The organism is Micromonospora sp. NPDC049175 (assembly GCF_043197345.1).
Lineage (GTDB): Bacteria > Actinomycetota > Actinomycetes > Mycobacteriales > Micromonosporaceae > Micromonospora.
Map to the genome: position 1 here is coordinate 34,238 of NZ_JBICSY010000017.1, position 15,133 is coordinate 49,370.

Annotated in this window: 14 protein-coding genes; 8 read left to right on the top strand and 6 right to left on the bottom strand. The window is 72.3% G+C overall.

The window, feature by feature from the left end; all coding sequences use genetic code 11:
- Position 1 precedes the first annotated feature (1 nt).
- Genes ACGFH8_RS34910 through ACGFH8_RS34920 form a run of 3 tightly spaced genes read right to left on the bottom strand, consistent with a single transcriptional unit; the run spans position 2 to position 4,163 of the window.
- On the bottom strand, positions 2-847 hold the full coding sequence (locus tag ACGFH8_RS34910; RefSeq protein WP_393375926.1) for a universal stress protein: 846 nt from the start codon (positions 845-847) through the stop codon (positions 2-4).
- Between the two features lie 10 nt (positions 848-857).
- Entirely contained in the window at positions 858-3,251 is a 2,394-nt protein-coding gene (locus tag ACGFH8_RS34915; protein ID WP_393375929.1) for a phosphoketolase, read from the bottom strand.
- Between the two features lie 60 nt (positions 3,252-3,311).
- Complete coding sequence (locus ACGFH8_RS34920) at positions 3,312-4,163, bottom strand: universal stress protein (protein ID WP_393375931.1); 852 nt, start codon at positions 4,161-4,163, stop codon at positions 3,312-3,314.
- A 149-nt stretch (positions 4,164-4,312) separates the two neighbouring features.
- Here ACGFH8_RS34920 and ACGFH8_RS34925 point away from each other — a divergent pair, with 149 nt between their 5' ends.
- From ACGFH8_RS34925 to ACGFH8_RS34955, 7 genes are all read left to right on the top strand, one after another.
- On the top strand, positions 4,313-4,549 hold the full coding sequence (locus tag ACGFH8_RS34925) for a helix-turn-helix domain-containing protein (RefSeq protein ID WP_272616519.1): 237 nt from the start codon (positions 4,313-4,315) through the stop codon (positions 4,547-4,549).
- Positions 4,549-5,127 carry a Clp protease N-terminal domain-containing protein gene (locus ACGFH8_RS34930; protein ID WP_393375956.1) on the top strand — a complete coding sequence of 193 codons (579 nt, stop codon included), beginning with the start codon at positions 4,549-4,551 and terminating at the stop codon, positions 5,125-5,127. Before ACGFH8_RS34925 ends, ACGFH8_RS34930 begins: the two co-directional genes overlap by 1 nt.
- A gap of 94 nt (positions 5,128-5,221) precedes the next feature.
- Positions 5,222-6,226: a diacylglycerol/lipid kinase family protein gene (locus ACGFH8_RS34935; protein WP_393375934.1), complete on the top strand. Its 1,005-nt coding sequence runs from the start codon at positions 5,222-5,224 to the stop codon at positions 6,224-6,226.
- Positions 6,219-7,220: a YihY/virulence factor BrkB family protein gene (locus ACGFH8_RS34940; RefSeq protein WP_393375937.1), complete on the top strand. Its 1,002-nt coding sequence runs from the start codon at positions 6,219-6,221 to the stop codon at positions 7,218-7,220. Before ACGFH8_RS34935 ends, ACGFH8_RS34940 begins: the two co-directional genes overlap by 8 nt.
- 71 nt (positions 7,221-7,291) lie before the next feature.
- Positions 7,292-8,782: a phosphatase PAP2 family protein gene (locus ACGFH8_RS34945; protein WP_393375939.1), complete on the top strand. Its 1,491-nt coding sequence runs from the start codon at positions 7,292-7,294 to the stop codon at positions 8,780-8,782.
- A gap of 19 nt (positions 8,783-8,801) precedes the next feature.
- On the top strand, positions 8,802-9,611 hold the full coding sequence (locus ACGFH8_RS34950) for an endonuclease/exonuclease/phosphatase family protein (RefSeq protein ID WP_393375942.1): 810 nt from the start codon (positions 8,802-8,804) through the stop codon (positions 9,609-9,611).
- 31 nt (positions 9,612-9,642) lie between these two features.
- Complete coding sequence (locus tag ACGFH8_RS34955; protein ID WP_393375945.1) at positions 9,643-10,719, top strand: hypothetical protein; 1,077 nt, start codon at positions 9,643-9,645, stop codon at positions 10,717-10,719.
- Positions 10,720-10,897: 178 nt separating this feature from the next.
- On the opposite strand, the gene ACGFH8_RS34960 is transcribed toward ACGFH8_RS34955, so the two are convergent.
- Positions 10,898-11,737: an alpha/beta fold hydrolase gene (locus ACGFH8_RS34960; RefSeq protein WP_393375947.1), complete on the bottom strand. Its 840-nt coding sequence runs from the start codon at positions 11,735-11,737 to the stop codon at positions 10,898-10,900.
- Positions 11,734-12,696 (bottom strand): TIGR03557 family F420-dependent LLM class oxidoreductase, encoded by a 963-nt coding sequence (locus ACGFH8_RS34965; protein ID WP_393375950.1) that lies wholly within the window; start codon positions 12,694-12,696, stop codon positions 11,734-11,736. Before ACGFH8_RS34965 ends, ACGFH8_RS34960 begins: the two co-directional genes overlap by 4 nt.
- A 376-nt stretch (positions 12,697-13,072) precedes the next feature.
- On the opposite strand from ACGFH8_RS34965, the gene ACGFH8_RS34970 reads away from it, so the two are divergent.
- Positions 13,073-14,491 (top strand): cellulase family glycosylhydrolase, encoded by a 1,419-nt coding sequence (locus tag ACGFH8_RS34970; protein ID WP_393375953.1) that lies wholly within the window; start codon positions 13,073-13,075, stop codon positions 14,489-14,491.
- An 83-nt stretch (positions 14,492-14,574) separates the two neighbouring features.
- Here ACGFH8_RS34970 and ACGFH8_RS34975 read toward each other — a convergent pair whose 3' ends face one another.
- Complete coding sequence (locus ACGFH8_RS34975) at positions 14,575-14,895, bottom strand: multidrug efflux SMR transporter (RefSeq protein WP_234581628.1); 321 nt, start codon at positions 14,893-14,895, stop codon at positions 14,575-14,577.
- Positions 14,896-15,133: the final 238 nt, after the last annotated feature.

The following is a 15,133-nucleotide window of genomic DNA, read 5'->3' on the forward strand; positions in this document are numbered from 1 at the left end:
GTCAGCGTTCCCGGACCACCGCGACCGGGCAGCCGGCGTGCTGGATCACCTGCTGGCTGACCGAGCCGAGCAGCATCCCGGCCAGCCCGCCCCGACCCCGGCTGCCGACCACCACCGCCTGCGCGGACCGGCTCGCCTCGATCAGCATCGCCGCCGGGCTGCCCGAGATCAGGTCGACCGTCACGTTCAGCTGGGGATAGGTACGCCGCCACGGCTCCAGTGCCTGCTCCACCGCGGCCCGCTCGTCGGGCACCCCGGCCGCCCCGCCGGGGCCCGGGGTCCAGGCGTGCAGCACGCGCAACGGCACCTGCCGTCGCGCCGCCCGTTCGACCGCGAAGCCGAGCGCCACGAGCGACGGCGCCGAACCGTCCACCCCGACCGCCACCGGGTCGTCCGGTCCGCCGGCCGTCCCGTCCCGGACCACGACCACCGGGCAGTGTGCGTGGGCGGCCACCGACACGGCCGTGGACCCGGCCAGCAGGCCACCGAACCCGCCGTGACCCCGGCTGCCGAGCACCAGCATGCCGGCCTCGGCCGAGCGTTCCTGCAACACCAGGGCGGGTGGTCCGTCGTACACCTCGCCGGTGATCGTCAGCCCGGGGTGGGCGGCGGCGGCCTCCGCCGCGGCCTTGCGGACCAGGTCCTCGACCTGCCGGCGGGCGGTCTCGTCCGGCCAGACCCCGGGCGCTACGCCCGGACCGACCCAACCGGCCACGGTGAGCCATTCGAAGACGTACGCCAGCCGCACCGGTTGGCCGCTGTGCCGAGCCTCCTCCAGCGCCCACTCCAGCGCCGTCGAGGCGTCGGTGGAGCCGTCGTAGCCGACCAGGATCTCCGCGTCGCGCACGTCGTCCTCCTCAGGGGTTCGTCGGGTCGGTTTCGCGGACCCAGCGCCACTCGGCGACCTCGGGGTCGTCCTCGCCGTAGCGGCGGGTGTAGTCGCGGGCCGCCTGCCGGGCGTCGACCATCCGCTGCCGCAGGTGCGCGGCGCGGGCGGCCAGCCCGGGTACCCGGTCGATGACGTCGATGACCAGGTGGAAGCGGTCCAGGTCGTTGAGCATCACCATGTCGAACGGGGTGGTGGTGGTGCCCTCCTCCTTGTAACCGCGGACGTGCAGGTTCTCGTGGTTGTTGCGGCGGTAGGTCAGCCGGTGGATCAACCAGGGATAACCGTGGTACGCGAAGATGACGGGCCGGTCCTGGGTGAAGATGGTGTCGAACTCGTTGTCGGTCAGACCGTGCGGGTGCTCGGTGTCCGTCTGCAGGCGCATCAGGTCGACCACGTTCACCAGTCTCACCCGCAGGTTTGGGAGGTGCTGGCGGAGCAGCTCGACGGCGGCCAACGTCTCCAGGGTGGGCACGTCCCCGCAGCAGGCCAGCACCACGTCCGGTTCGATGCCCCCGTCGTTGCTGGCCCACTCCCAGATCCCCAGGCCGCGTCGGGTGTGCTGGATCGCCTCGGTCATCGTCAACCAGTTCGGCGCTGGCTGCTTGCCGGCCACCACCACGTTTATGTAGTGCCGGCTGCGCAGGCAGTGGTCCATCGTGGCGAGCAGGGTGTTGGCGTCCGGCGGCAGGTAGACCCGGACCACCTCGGCCTTCTTGTTGACCACGTGGTCGATGAAGCCGGGATCCTGGTGGGAGAAGCCGTTGTGGTCCTGCCGCCAGACGTGGCTGGACAGCAGGTAGTTCAACGAGGCGATCGGCTGCCGCCAGGGGATGGCCCTGGTCACCTTCAGCCACTTGGCGTGCTGGTTGAGCATCGAGTCGACGATGTGGATGAACGCCTCGTAGCTGGTGAAGACACCGTGCCGGCCGGTCAGGAGGTAACCCTCCAGCCAGCCCTGGCACAGGTGCTCGGAGAGCACCTCCATGACCCGGCCGTCGGGGGAGAGGTGGTCGTCGCCGGGCACGGTGGCGGCGACCCAGGCCCGGCCGGTCACCTCGAACGCCGCGCCCAACCGGTTGGAGGCGACCTCGTCCGGGCCGAACAGTCGGAACGTCTCCGGGTTGGCGCTGATGACGTCACGGATCCACGGGCCGAGCACCCCCGTCGCACCGGCCATCGGCTGGCCCGGTTCTTCGACGACCACGCCGTAGTCGCGGAAGTCGGGCAGGGCCAGGTCGCGCAGCACCACGCCACCGTTGGTGACCGGGTTGGCGCTCATCCGCCGGTCTCCGCGCGGCGGCAGCGTCCGCAACTCGTCCACCGGGGCGCCGGTGGCGTCGAACAGCTCCTCGGGCCGGTAGCTGCGCAGCCAGCGCTCCAACTCGGCCAGGTGGGCCGGGTTGTCGCGGACCCCCGACAGCGGCACCTGGTGGGCGCGGTACGTGCCCTCCACCTGGACGCCGTCCACCTCGTTCGGGCCGGTCCAACCCTTCGGTGTCCGCAGGATGATCATTGGCCAGCGGGGACGTTCGGCGGCGCCGCCGGAACGGGCCCGCCGCTGGATCTCGGCGATCTCGTCGAGCGCCCGGTCCATCGTCGCGGCGAGCGTACGGTGCACCACGGCCGGGTCGTCGCCGGCCACCACGTACGGCTGGTAGCCCGACCCGCGCATCAGGTCGAGCAGGTCGGCCTCGGGGATCCGGGCCAGCACGGTCGGGTTGGCGATCTTGTAGCCGTTGAGGTGCAGGATGGGCAGCACCGCGCCGTCGCGCGCCGGGTTGAGGAACACGTTGGAGAGCCAGCTGCCGGCAAGTGGCCCGGTTTCCGCCTCGCCGTCGCCGACCACGCAGGCCACCACGAGATCCGGGTGGTCGAACGCGGCGCCGTAGGCGTGGCTCAGCGCGTACCCCAGCTCGCCGCCCTCGTGGATCGAGCCCGGCACGTCCGCCGCCACGTGGCTGGGGATGCCGCCCGGGAAGGAGAACTGGCGGAACAGCTTGGCCATCCCGACCTCGTCGCGCGCCACGTCGTGGTAGCGCTCGGACCAGGTGCCCTCCAACCAGGTGTTGGCCACGATGGCCGGGCCGCCGTGCCCGGGGCCGGTGACCAGCATGGCGTCGAGGTCACGCGCCACGATCACCCGGTTGAGGTGGGCGTAGACGAGGTTGAGCCCGGGGCTGGTGCCCCAGTGCCCGAGCAGCCGGGGCTTGATGTCGTCGGTGGTCAGCGGCTCCCGCAGCAGCGGGTTGCCCAGCAGGTAGATCTGCCCGACGGTGAGGTAGTTCGCGGCGCGCCAGTAGGCGTCCAGCCGGCGTAGCTCGTCGTCGGTGAGGGCGTGTCGCACGTCGAGAGCGGTGTCCATCAGGCTGCCTCTCGCGGGTAGGAGTGGGGCGTTCGGCTGCGCCGCCGCGCAACGCCGGGGTCAGGGCCGTTGGCGCCGGGGGTCCGGGCCGGTCAGCGGCGCCTCGGTCAGGCCACGGACGACGACCACCGGTGCGGGGGAGTGGTAGAGCAGGGACTGGGCGACCGCGCCCAGCATCGCTCGCCCCGGTTCGTCGCCCCGGGCGGCGACGAGCGCCAGCTGCGACGTGCGGGACGTGTCGACAAGCACCTCACCGGGATCGCCGCGCACGACGCGGCACTCGGTGGGCACCGAACCGTTGTGGCCGGCATGCCGGGCCAGCGCCTCGCTGAGCTGCTCGGCGACCGCGTCGGTGTCCTCGTCCTGCTCGACCACCCGCAGCGCGAGCAGTCGGGCGTCCCGCCGTGCCGCGCACTCCACCGCCCACTGCAGCGCGAGGTGCGAGCTGGGCGAGCCGTCCACCCCGACCAGCACCGGGCCCTGCGGTGGCGGCTCGCGACGGACCACCAGCAGCGGGCAACCGGCCCGCGCGGCCAACTGCACGGCGAGCGTCTCGGCCGGGACGCACTGGCCGCTGCCGGCCATCCCGCTGTCGCCGACCGCCAGCAGGAAGGCCGTCTCCGAGCGTCGGATGAGGGTGGCCAGCGTGGCGCTCTCGACGATCTCGCTGCCCACGGTCAGGCCGGGTTCGGCCTGGTGGGCGAGTTGCGCGGCCCGGATGAGCAGTTCCTCGGCCCGGTCGCGGGGCGCGGCGACGCTGTCGGCGGCGAACGCCGCGTGCCAGTCGAAGGTGTGCAGCAGGTGCAGCGCACGGCCGTGCCCGGCGGCTTCCTGCGCGGCCTGTTCGACGACCGGAAGGTCGAGATCCGAGCCGAGGCCGACGAGCACCGCCGCGTCGGTGGCTGCGGCCATCGGTATCACCTCCCGGGCGTCGCGCCCGGCACGACCACACTGTCCCTGACCGAGGGTAGTCGGGTGCTCGCTGCGGCGGGCCGGTTCGGGCACCACCCGCTCGTCAACTGGGGTTGACAACAGCGGTGTTGTCAACGTATGTTGACGGCATGAGTCAGGCGACAGAACTCGCGGCGGCAGCCGGCAGCACCGACCCCCGGGTCGGGCTGCGCGCCGTCCGCGCACTGCGCCGGCTGCTCGAGCGGCTCGAGGTGGTCCAGGTCGACAACGCCCGTCGACAGGGCTGGTCCTGGCAGGACATCGCCGACGCGCTCGAGGTCAGCCGGCAGGCGGTGCACAAGAAGCACGCCGGGCGACCGGCGGTCAACTCATCCTGGGAGGCGTGATGTTCGAACGGTTCACCGACCGGGCGCGCGGCGTGGTGCGCCGGGCGCTGGAGGAGGCGCGGGTCGAGGGTCAGCGGCCGGTCGGCACCGAGCACCTGCTGCTCGCCCTGCTCGACGACGACGCCGGCCTGGCCAGCCGGGTGCTCGCCGACGCCGGCGTCCGCGCCGACGACCTGCGCGAGCGCGTCCGCCGGCACACCGCCAGCGGTGGCGCCGGCCTCGGCGACGCGGACGCGGCGGCCCTGCGGGAGATCGGCATCGACCTGGCCGCGATCGTCGCCCGCATCGAGCAGTCCTTCGGCCCGGACGCGCTGCGCGAGGCCGTGCCGGCGCCGCGTCGCCGGTGGAGGCGCAGGCGCTACCTCGGCGGGCCGTTCTCACCCCGGTCCAAGAAGGCGCTGGAGTTGTCCCTACGCGAGGCGCTGCGCCTGCGTCACAAACACATCGGCACCGAGCACATCCTGCTCGGGGTGCTCCGGGAGGGGCACGGTCTGGGCGCGCTGGTGCTCACCGAGGCCGGCATCGACCTCGACGATCTGCGCCGACGGGTGGAGAGCGCGCTACGGGCGGCGGCCTGACAGGGGCACTCGCGTTGAAACGTGTCTGTGGCACTTTCGACGCGAGACCCCCGCTGGGTCGCTGAAGGTGCCCCGGTGCTGCACACTGGCGCCCGTGGATGCTGGACAGGACAGGCGACCCTCGGGCGGCGACGGTGGGCTGCGCTCCGCCGTGGTCGTCAACCCGGTGAAGGTCGACGATCTCGACGAGCTGCGCCGTACCGTGAACGACGCACTCAGCGCGGCGGGCTGGCCCGAGCCGCAATGGTACGAAACGACAGTCGACGACCCGGGCCGCGGTCAGGCCGAGCAAGCCGTCAAGTCCGGCGTCGACCTGGTCTTCGCCTGCGGTGGCGACGGCACCGTGATGTCCTGCGTCAGCGCGCTTGTCGGCACCGACGTGGCCCTCGCCGTGCTGCCGCAGGGCACCGGCAACCTGCTCGCCGCCAACCTCGGTCTCTCCACCGACCTGGCCGCCGGGCTGCAGGTCGCCATCGAACGGGGTCGGCGGCTGCTGGACGTCGGCGCCGTGGAAGACCGGTACTTCACCGTGATGGCCGGCATGGGCTTCGACGCCCAGATGCTCGACGCCACCTCCGAGACCACCAAGGCCCGCATCGGCTGGCCGGCGTACGTCATGGGCGCCGCCCGCCACCTGCGGGACCGGCCGATGCGGGTGAAGATCCGCATCGACGACCGCCCGCCGGTACGCCGCCGGGCCCGCTCGGTCCTGATCGCCAACGTCGGCCGGCTCCAGGGCGGGGTGACCCTGCTCACCGAGGCCGAGCCGGACGACGGCTGGCTCGACGTCGCCGTTCTCACCCCCCGCAACCTGCGGCACTGGCTGGCGCTCGGCTGGGCGGTGGTCCGCCGCAGCGGCCAGGTGCCGCGGATGGAGGTCTTCCGGGGCCGACGCGTGGTGGTCAGCAGCAACCGGGCCCAGCCCAGGGAACTGGACGGCGACCTCATCGCCCCGGGCCGCCAGCTACGGGCGGACATCCGCACCCAGGCGCTGTGGCTCTGCGTCCCCCAACCCGAGGACGCCCCCGACCTGGCCGTCGACGCGCAGGGCGCCGGGGAGCGGGGCGAGCAGCTGATCGAGGACGCACGCCGTGAGTAGCACCCGGATCGTGCCGGAGACCCGGCTGATGGCCGACGAGGAGTTGTCCGCCGACGACGCCTGGCACACGCTGCGCCGGCAGAACACCTGGCACCTGCTGCGGGACGCCTTCATCCGGTTCCGCTACGGCGACGGGTTCAGCCACTCCCGTGCGTTCGCCCTGCAACTCTGCCTCGCCGTGGTGCCGTTCCTGATCGCCCTCACCGGCCTGATCAGCGAGCTGGGCGTCGAGGAGGGCGGTCAGGTCGTCGCCGACACCGTCCTGGCGCTCACCCCCGGCCAGAGCGCGCAGATGGTCGGCGAGCTGCTGGGCGAGGGTGAGCGCGTCGAGGACGCGGGCGAACTCGCGCTCGCCCTCGGCCTGCTCACCGGCCTGTTCGCGCTGACCACCACCATGGCCCAGATCGAACGGGGCGCCAACCGCATCTACGGCGTCGAACGGGACCGGCCCGCGCTGCGGAAGTACCTCCGCGCCGCGGTGCTGGCCGTCACCGCCGGCCTGCCCGCGCTCGCCGGTTTCCTGATCCTGGTCGGTGGCGGCGCGATGGGCGACTCGGTACGCAAGCACTACGAGTGGGGTGCGCTCGCCAACGGCATCTGGGACGTGGTCCGCTTCCCCCTGAGCCTCGGCCTGACCGTCCTCGCCGTCGCCGTGCTGTTCCGGCACGCGCCACGACGCAACCAGCCCGGCCTGTCCTGGCTGTTCTTCGGCGCCGGCATCGCCACCGTCCTCTGGTGGATGGCCAGCCTGCTGCTCGCCGCGTACGTGCGGTTCAGCGACGGCTTCGGGCAGACCTACGGCGCGTTGACCGGCATGATGGCGCTGCTGCTCTGGGCCAACCTGACCGGCATGGCGCTCTTCGGCGGGCTGGCCTTCGCCGCCCAGTTGGAGGCGCTGCGCATCGGCGCCCGGGAGCCGGCCCAACCCGACCTGTGGGAGCCCGACACCGACCGTGCCGAGCTGCTCGACACCGGGGACATGAGCGCGCTCTAGCAGCACCGGCGTGTACGGCGAACGCGGATCGGGTAATGCGGCCCCGCCAGAGCCGAACAAGGAGGTGCGGGGTGACCGCGGTCAAGGAGATGGCGCGACGTCCGATCGGCCACTTCGCCGAGCGGAGCATCGCGGGTCTGGCGGCCGTCACCGGCGCCGGGGTGGCCTTCGGGCTGCTGTTGCTGCTCGTCCGGGTGCGGTGGAGCCCGTTGCAGGACGCCGACCACGCCGCCGCCGAGTGGTTCAACGGGCTCGTCGCCCCGCACCACGCCCTCGTCACCGTCCTGGAGGCGGTGACCGACCTGGGCGGCCGACCGATCTACATCTGGCTGGTGAGCGTCGCCGTGATCGGGCTGCTGATCCGCAAACAGCCACGGCTGGCCGTCTACCTGATCGTCACCGGGGTCGGTGGCCTGATCCTCGACCCGTCGCTGAAGACGCTCGTCGGTCGGCTCCGCCCGGTGGTGGACGTGCCGATCGCCAGCGCACCGGGCAACAGCTTCCCGAGCGGGCACGCGCTGGGCTCGATCGTCGCGTACGGGGCTCTGCTGCTGGTGTTCCTGCCGGCCATGGCACCGCGCTGGCGCAAGCCGGCGATCGTCGGCTTCAGCCTGCTGGTGGCGGTGATCGGCCTGACCCGGATCGCGTTGGGCGTGCACTACATCTCCGACGTGCTGGCCGGCTGGCTGCTCGGCGCGGCCTGGTTGGGCGTCACCGCGTACGCCTTCCGGCTGTGGCGTCGTGAGCGCGGGCGGCCGGTGCCGTCGCTGAGCGAGGGCCTGGAGCCGGAGGCCGGGCACGACATCGCCGCCGCCCCGGCCGAGGAGCACGTGCTGGCGCACCCCCGCTCGGCGGTGGCCGAGCTGTTGGTCGGGTGGGTGCTCGTGTTCGGGGCGCTCTACGGCTTCGGCACGTACGTCAGCTATCACGCCAAGGGCACCGTCTTCGACACTCTCGACACCGATGTGCCGCGGTGGTTCGCCGCCCGGCACACCGACGTGTTGACCGACGTGAGCTGGTGGTGGAGCAAGTTCGGTGACACCCACGCCATCTTGATCATCTCGCTGGTGTTCTGCCCACTGGTCCTGGCGGTCTGGCGGCGTTGGCGTCCGGTGCTCTTCCTGGCGTTGGCGATGGTGGGTGAGCTGACCCTGTTCCTCGCCTCGGCCCGCGCCGTCGACCGACCGCGCCCGGCGGTGGAGAACCTCGACGGGCAGATGCCCACCTCGTCGTTCCCGTCGGGGCACATCGCGGCCACCATCTGCGTCTGGCTGGCCATCACGGTCATCGTGTTCCCGCGTACCGACAGGTGGTGGCGTTGGATCTTCGTGGCGCTGGCCGTGATCATGCCGGTCGGGGTCGCCACCTCCCGGATGTACCGGGGCATGCACCACCCGACCGACTTCATGGGCGCGATCGTGCTCTCCGCGCTCTGGATCGGGCTGCTCTACCTCGTCATCCGCCCGAACGCCGACCTGAAGGAGGGCAACCAGCCGGCCATCGAGTCGGAGGACGTGGACACCCTCGACGACGAGCTGGCGCGCGCCGGCCGAGCCGACTGAGCGCCACGTGCTGCGGTTGATGACCTGGAACATCCGTACCGGCGGTCGGGATCGCGGCGGCGCCGACCGGCTGGACCAGGTGGTCCGGGTCATCGACGAGCAGACGCCGGACGTGCTGGCCCTCCAGGAGTTGCGCGGCTTCGACCGCGACGGGCTGATGGCAACCGTGGCGGGTCGGGTGGGCATGACGCCGCACCTGGCCCGCTCCTGCGTCGGGCAGCCGGTGGCGGTGCTGGTCCGGCCGCCGTACCAGGTCGTCGAGGCGGGGACGCTGCGTCGGCCGTTCCACCACGCCGCCGCTCGCGTCGTGGTGGCGACCACCGCCGGCCCGCTCACCGTGCTCGGCACCCACCTCTACCCGTACTCCGGTGGGCGGCGGCGGATGGAGGCCGACTGGCTGGCCCGGGCGGTGCGACGGGCCCGGGGACCGATGACAGTCGTCACCGGCGACCTCAACTCGCTCGACCCGAGCGTCGACCACACCGAGCGGCTGGCCGGAATGCCCGCTCTCTACCGGCGGCGGCATCTGCGCCGTTTCGGTGGCGACGTGGACACCCGGGCGATCGCCCGGCTGCTCGCCGCCGACCTGGTCGATCTCTGGCCGTCGTGCAACGTCGGGGCGCCCGAGGCCGACGGCCACACCGTGCCCACAGGCTTCGGCGGAGCCGAGTTCGCCGGAATGCGGCTCGACTACCTGCTCGGCACGCGCGACGTGGCGCGGCGGACGCGGGAGTGCCGCGTGCTGCGGGGCGGAGCGGCCGATCGGGCCTCGGATCACTATCCGCTGCTCACCACACTCGACCTCGGCCCGGTCGCGACCGGCGGCTGAGGCCTGGCGCGGGCCGGTTACCGTGCCCACCGTGACCGACCGTCGGCCTGCCCGCTCGCCGCTGCCCGGCCCGCCGACCGGGCACCCCGGCCCAGCGTCGGCGGCGCGTCCGGCACCGTCGACCGCGGACCCGGCAGAGCCGGCCGCCGTCGCGCTCCCGCTCGTCGCGGCCGTCGCGCGCGGTGTGGCGTTGGTCGTGGTGCTGCCGGTACGCCTGCTCTGGGAGCTGATCGCGGCTGCCGGCCGGATGGCGTACCGAAGCCTGCTCAGCCCCGCCGGCCGGTTCCTGCGTCGCTGGGTGCTGTCCCCGCTGTCCTGGGCGCTGCACCGACTCCTCTGGCTTCCGCTTGTGTGGTGCGCCCGCAACCTGCTCTGGGTGCCGCTGGTGTGGCTGGGGAGGGGCCTCGGGTGGGTGGGCCGCACGCTGATCCGACGCCCGCTGATCTGGCTGGCGTACGCCATCGTCTGGGTTGTCCGCACGGTGCTCTGGACGCCGCTGGTCTGGTGCGGTGGCGTGCTGGCCGCGATGGGATCGGCAGTGGGGCGGGCGGCTCGGCGGCTGCTCTGGGCACCGCTTGTCTGGCTGGCCCGCCACGGGCTGCGTCCACCTCTCGTCGCGCTGGGACGCGCGCTGGTGTGGCTCGCCGAGCACCTGGTCGTGCGGCCGCTGCGCTGGCTGGGCGCGGCGGTCACCCCCGCGGGGCGGCTGCTGTGGCGTGGCGTCGGCGCGCTCGCCGGGGCGGTGGGTGCCGCGATCGTCGGGTCGGCCCGGGGGATCTGGTGGGTCGTCGTGGGGTTCGTCCGGCTGCTCGTCGCCGTGGTGGTCGGCGCGTGGTGGGCGGCCGGATGGGTGCTGCGACTGCTCTACCGCCTGCTGCTGCGCCCGCTCGGGCACGGGCTGCGCTGGGTGTGGCGGCACGCCGTGCGCCCGCTGCTCCGGGGAGCCCGGTGGGTCTGGTCGGTGACTGTCGTGCCGGTCGCGCACGGCGTCCGGGCGGCCTGGCGGACCACCGTCACGCCCGCGGCCCGGTGGACCCGCCGGTCGGTGCTCGACCCGGCCCGGCTGGCCTCCCGTGAGGTGCTCAGCGTCCTGGGCCTACGCCGCTGACCGGAGCGGGCGGATCGCGGTAGTGGTCGCCGCCGAAGGCGGATGACGCTGCCGTCACAGCACCAGGTTGAGCAGGACGGTGAGCACCACCGAGGCGAGGACCGAGAAGAGGATCATCAGGAGGCAGCCGAGGCCACCGCCGAGCGGGCGGATCTCCGTGTTGCCGAAGCGCATGGCGTCACCTGTCCGAGAGCGCGGGTTGCGGGGCGAGCAGGCGGCGGCAGGCGTCCGCGACCTGCGTCGGGGCGGTCGTGACCACGTTGTGCGCGACGCCGGGGACGACCACCAGGCTCGCGTCCGGCACGAGCCGGGTCGCCTCGTCGCGCCAGGGCGCCGGTACGACCGGGTCACGACCACCTGTCACGACGAGGGTTGGCGCGCTGACGCGGACGAGGTCCCGCTCGATCGGGTTGCGCACCGAGTGCGACACCGTCGCGAAGACCCGCCAGGGCCGGGCGTTCCAGACGTCGCGGACCAGGATCGGGGCCTGCAACGGCGCTTCGCGCAGGCAGTCCACGAGCCACCTGCCGAACAGGCCCCGGCGCGACCGGGCGGACGGGTCACTTGTCGGCCCGGCCAGCACCAGCGCGCGTACCGCGTCCGGGTGGTTCGCGGCGAGCGCGGCGGCCACCTCCGCGCCGAACGAGTGTCCGAGCAGGCAGACCGGCGGCAGCCGGTACGCGGCCAGCCAGGCGGCCAGGTGCGCGGCGTGCCGGTGGACGTCGTACGCGCCGTCGGGGTGTTCGGTCAGTCCGAAGCCGGGCAGGTCCGGCACGTACACCGGGTGGGTGGTGGCGAGCGCGACGGCCAGCGGGGTGAGGTAGCGGTGGGAGACGGCCAGGCCGTGCACCAGCACCACGGGCGGCGCCCCGGTCCCCGGGGTCGTACTGCGCCGGGTGTGGGTGCGCAGCCCGTCGACGAGCCGCCACTCGCTCGTCAGCCCTGCGGCCGGCCGGGGCGCGGCCATGGCGAGCCGTAGCTCGGCCGGACCGAAGTGGCCGCCGGGCAGTAGCCTCACAACGCCCGCAGCCGGGGCAGCAGCTGCTCCTGCGCCCAGTCCAGGAACATCGGCTGGGTCTCCCCACCGACCTGGATGATCGCCACGTGGGTGAAGCCGGCGTCGACGAACTGCCGGAACGCCTCGACGTGCGCGTCGATGTCCGGGCCGCAGGGGACGCCCTCGGCGACGTCCTCCTCCCGCACGAACTGGGTGGCGGCGGCGAAGGACTCCGGGCCGGGAAGGTCGGCGTTCACCTTCCAACCCATGCCGAACCAGCGGAACTGGTCGTGCACGATCTTGCGGCACTCGGCCTCGTCGGGGCCGTAGCAGATGGCCACCTGCCCGTACCGGGGCTGGCCGGCGCCGCCGGCGTCGTCGTACATCTCGATGATGTGCCGGTCGGGTTCGGTGGAGATGATGCCGTTGCCGTACTCGGCGGCCAACGTCGCGGACTGCCGGCCGGACGCGGCGACGGCCATCGGCACCGGCCGTTCCGGGCGGTCCCAGACATAGGCGTCGGGCACGTCGAAGTGGTTGCCGGAGAAGGTGAGCGTCTCCCCGTTGAGCAGCGGCCGGATGATCTGCAGCGCCTCCTCGAACATCTCGTGCCGCTGCTGCACGTGTGGCCAGCCACCGACCACGTGCTCGTTCAGGTTCTCCCCGGCGCCCAGACCGAGGGTGAACCGGCCGTCCGAGAGCGCTCCGATGGTGCTGGCCTTCTGCGCGACCACGGCCGGGTGGTAGCGGCGGATCGGGCAGGTCACGAACGACATCAGCTCCGCGCGGGAGGTCGCGTGGGCGACCGCGCCGAGCACCGACCAGGCGTACGGCGAGTGGCCCTGGGAGTCCAGCCAGGGGTAGTAGTGGTCGGACATCACCAGTTGGTCGAAGCCGGCCGCCTCGGCCCGGACCGCGTGGTCGACCAACTGCTTGGGACCTGCCTGTTCGCCCATCAGGGTGTAGCCGACGCTGACCATCCTGGTATCCCCTCTCACTGACCGATCGTTCCCCGGATACCCCGGTCGGCCGCCGTCAACCCTCTCGTCCGGTTCTCAGATGGCAGTGCTTGACGGATGGCCGGTGACCTGCCTACCGTCGGTCTTAACCGGTTAAGACCCGGAGGCGGCGCACATCCTGTGGTGGGGATGATCGCCCCGTGACGGCCCGCGTTCGCGTGGGCCGTTGCGGCTGTCCGGGGTGTGCGTCTGCCAACTGAACCGGTTGCGAGGGCCAATCCATCGCCCTACGCTGATGCGTGCGCTCCGGAGTCGGGCGCGGCTGCCGGGCTGCAGCCGCCTTCCCCTGTCACGTCCCACCCCTGTCGGGCATCGGGGGTCCTCCCTGAGGAAGGCCATGAAGACTCGACTCACCGCCGCCGGCGCGGCTCTGCTCGCGTTGCTCGTCGCCGTGCTGGCGTTCGGTCAGCCGGCGCGGGCCGCGGCTGGTTTCTCCGTTGCGGGCGGCAAGCTGTACGACGCCAACGGCACCGAATTCGTTCTGCGCGGGGTGAACCACGCGCACACCTGGTACCCGCAGCAGACCAACTCCTTCGCCGACGTCAAGGCGCTCGGCGCGAACACCGTGCGAGTGGTGCTCTCCAGCGGAGACCGGTGGACCCGCAACACGAACGCCGACGTCGCCAACGTCATCTCGACGTGCAAGGCCAACCGGCTGATCTGCGTACTCGAGGTGCACGACACCACCGGGTACGGCGAGCAGAGCGGGGCCATCACCCTCGACCGGGCCGTCGACTACTGGCTCAGCCTCGCCGACGTCCTCGTCGGGCAGGAAAGATACGTCATCGTCAACATCGGCAACGAGCCGTACGGCAACCAGAACTACGGCTCGTGGGCCACCGACAACGCCCACGCGATCGCACGCCTGCGCAACGGCGGGCTGACCCACACGATCATGGTGGACGCGCCGAACTGGGGTCAGGACTGGTCCTTCACCATGCGGGACAACGCCGCGTCGGTATTCGCCGCCGACCCGGCCCGCAACACCGTCTTCTCCGTCCACATGTACGGGGTCTTCGACACCGCCGCCGAGATCAGCGACTATCTGGGTCGGTTCCGTTCCGCCGGGCTGCCGATCGTGGTCGGTGAGTTCGGCTTCAACCACTCCGACGGGAACCCGGACGAGGAAACCATCCTCGCCTACAGCCAGGCCAACGGGATCGGCTGGTTGGGCTGGTCGTGGAGCGGTAATGGCGGAGGGGTGGAATACCTCGACCTCGCCACCAACTTCAACCCGGCCAGCCTGACCACCTGGGGTCAGCGGCTCTTCAACGGCGCCAACGGCATCCGGCAGACCGCGCGGGAGGCCAGCGTCTTCGGTGGTACCCAGCCCACGACGCCCCCGCCCACGACGCCCCCGCCCACGACGCCCCCGCCCACGACGCCCCCGCCGACCACGCCCCCGCCGACCACGCCTCCGCCCACGACGCCCCCGCCGACCACCCCGCCGCCCGCAGGCGGTTGCACGGCGTCGTACACGGTGACGAACCAGTGGCAGGGCGGCTTCCAGGGCGAGATCCGCGTGACGGCCGGCGCGACGGCGATCGCCGGCTGGACCGCCCGGTGGACCCTCGCCAACGGCCAGAGCGTCACCCAGTCCTGGAACGCGACGGTGACCAGCAGCGGATCCACGGTGACCGCGCGCAACGTGGACTACAACGGCCGACTGGCGGCCGGTGCCAGCGTCAGCTTCGGCTTCCTCGGCGGCTGGACCGGCAGCAACCCCACGCCGGAGGTGAGCTGCACGGCAGGCTGACCGACGCCAGGTGGCCGGGCCCGCACCGGGCCCGGCCACCGCGTCCGGCCTGCATCGCGTCCGGCTATCGCGTCGGGCTGCGGTCAGTGCTCCCCGGTCAGGTTCACGATGACCACCCCCGCGATGATCAGAGCGATCCCGGCGAGCTTGACCAGCCCGACCGACTCGCCCAGGAACACCGCGCCGATCGCCACGATCGCCGCGGTGCCCAGACCCGACCAGAGGGCGTACGCGACACCGACCGGAATCTCCTTCACGGCCTGGGCCAGCAGGAGGAACGCCAGCGCGTAGCCGGTGAGGCAACCAAGCGTCGGCCAGAGACGGCTGAACCCGGCGGTGCTCTTGATCAGGCTGGTCGCCAGAACCTCGGCGAGGATGGCGATCCCCAGCAGCACGTACGCCATACGGCTCCCTGGTGTTCGATGCTCGATGAACGCGTCGCTGCTGAGGTTAGTGCCGGCGGTGTCCCCGACCAGCCGACCAACCGGCACGACGGCCCCCCGGTGCGGGCTGACCGGCTAGATCTTGGACAGTTTCCGTTAGCGCCTAACTATTCAGTCCCATGACATCTGTCAGTGTTGAAGTCCCGATACATGTGTCACTCGGTAGGGATCTTGGGCGTGCTGGTTCATGGTGCCGGGT

Excerpts from the sequence above, each read along its gene's own strand:
- ACGFH8_RS34975 (WP_234581628.1), bottom strand. The coding sequence starts at position 14,895 with ATGGCGTACGTGCTGCTGGGGATCGCCATCCTCGCCGAGGTTCTGGCG.
- ACGFH8_RS34930 (WP_393375956.1), top strand. The coding sequence starts at position 4,549 with ATGTTCGAACGGTTCACCGACCGGGCGCGCGGCGTGGTGCGCCGGGCG.
- ACGFH8_RS34950 (WP_393375942.1), top strand. The coding sequence starts at position 8,802 with ATGACCTGGAACATCCGTACCGGCGGTCGGGATCGCGGCGGCGCCGAC.
- ACGFH8_RS34925 (WP_272616519.1), top strand. The coding sequence starts at position 4,313 with ATGAGTCAGGCGACAGAACTCGCGGCGGCAGCCGGCAGCACCGACCCC.
- ACGFH8_RS34920 (WP_393375931.1), bottom strand. The coding sequence starts at position 4,163 with ATGGCCGCAGCCACCGACGCGGCGGTGCTCGTCGGCCTCGGCTCGGAT.
- ACGFH8_RS34915 (WP_393375929.1), bottom strand. The coding sequence starts at position 3,251 with ATGGACACCGCTCTCGACGTGCGACACGCCCTCACCGACGACGAGCTA.
- ACGFH8_RS34965 (WP_393375950.1), bottom strand. The coding sequence starts at position 12,696 with ATGGTCAGCGTCGGCTACACCCTGATGGGCGAACAGGCAGGTCCCAAG.
- ACGFH8_RS34970 (WP_393375953.1), top strand. The coding sequence starts at position 13,073 with ATGAAGACTCGACTCACCGCCGCCGGCGCGGCTCTGCTCGCGTTGCTC.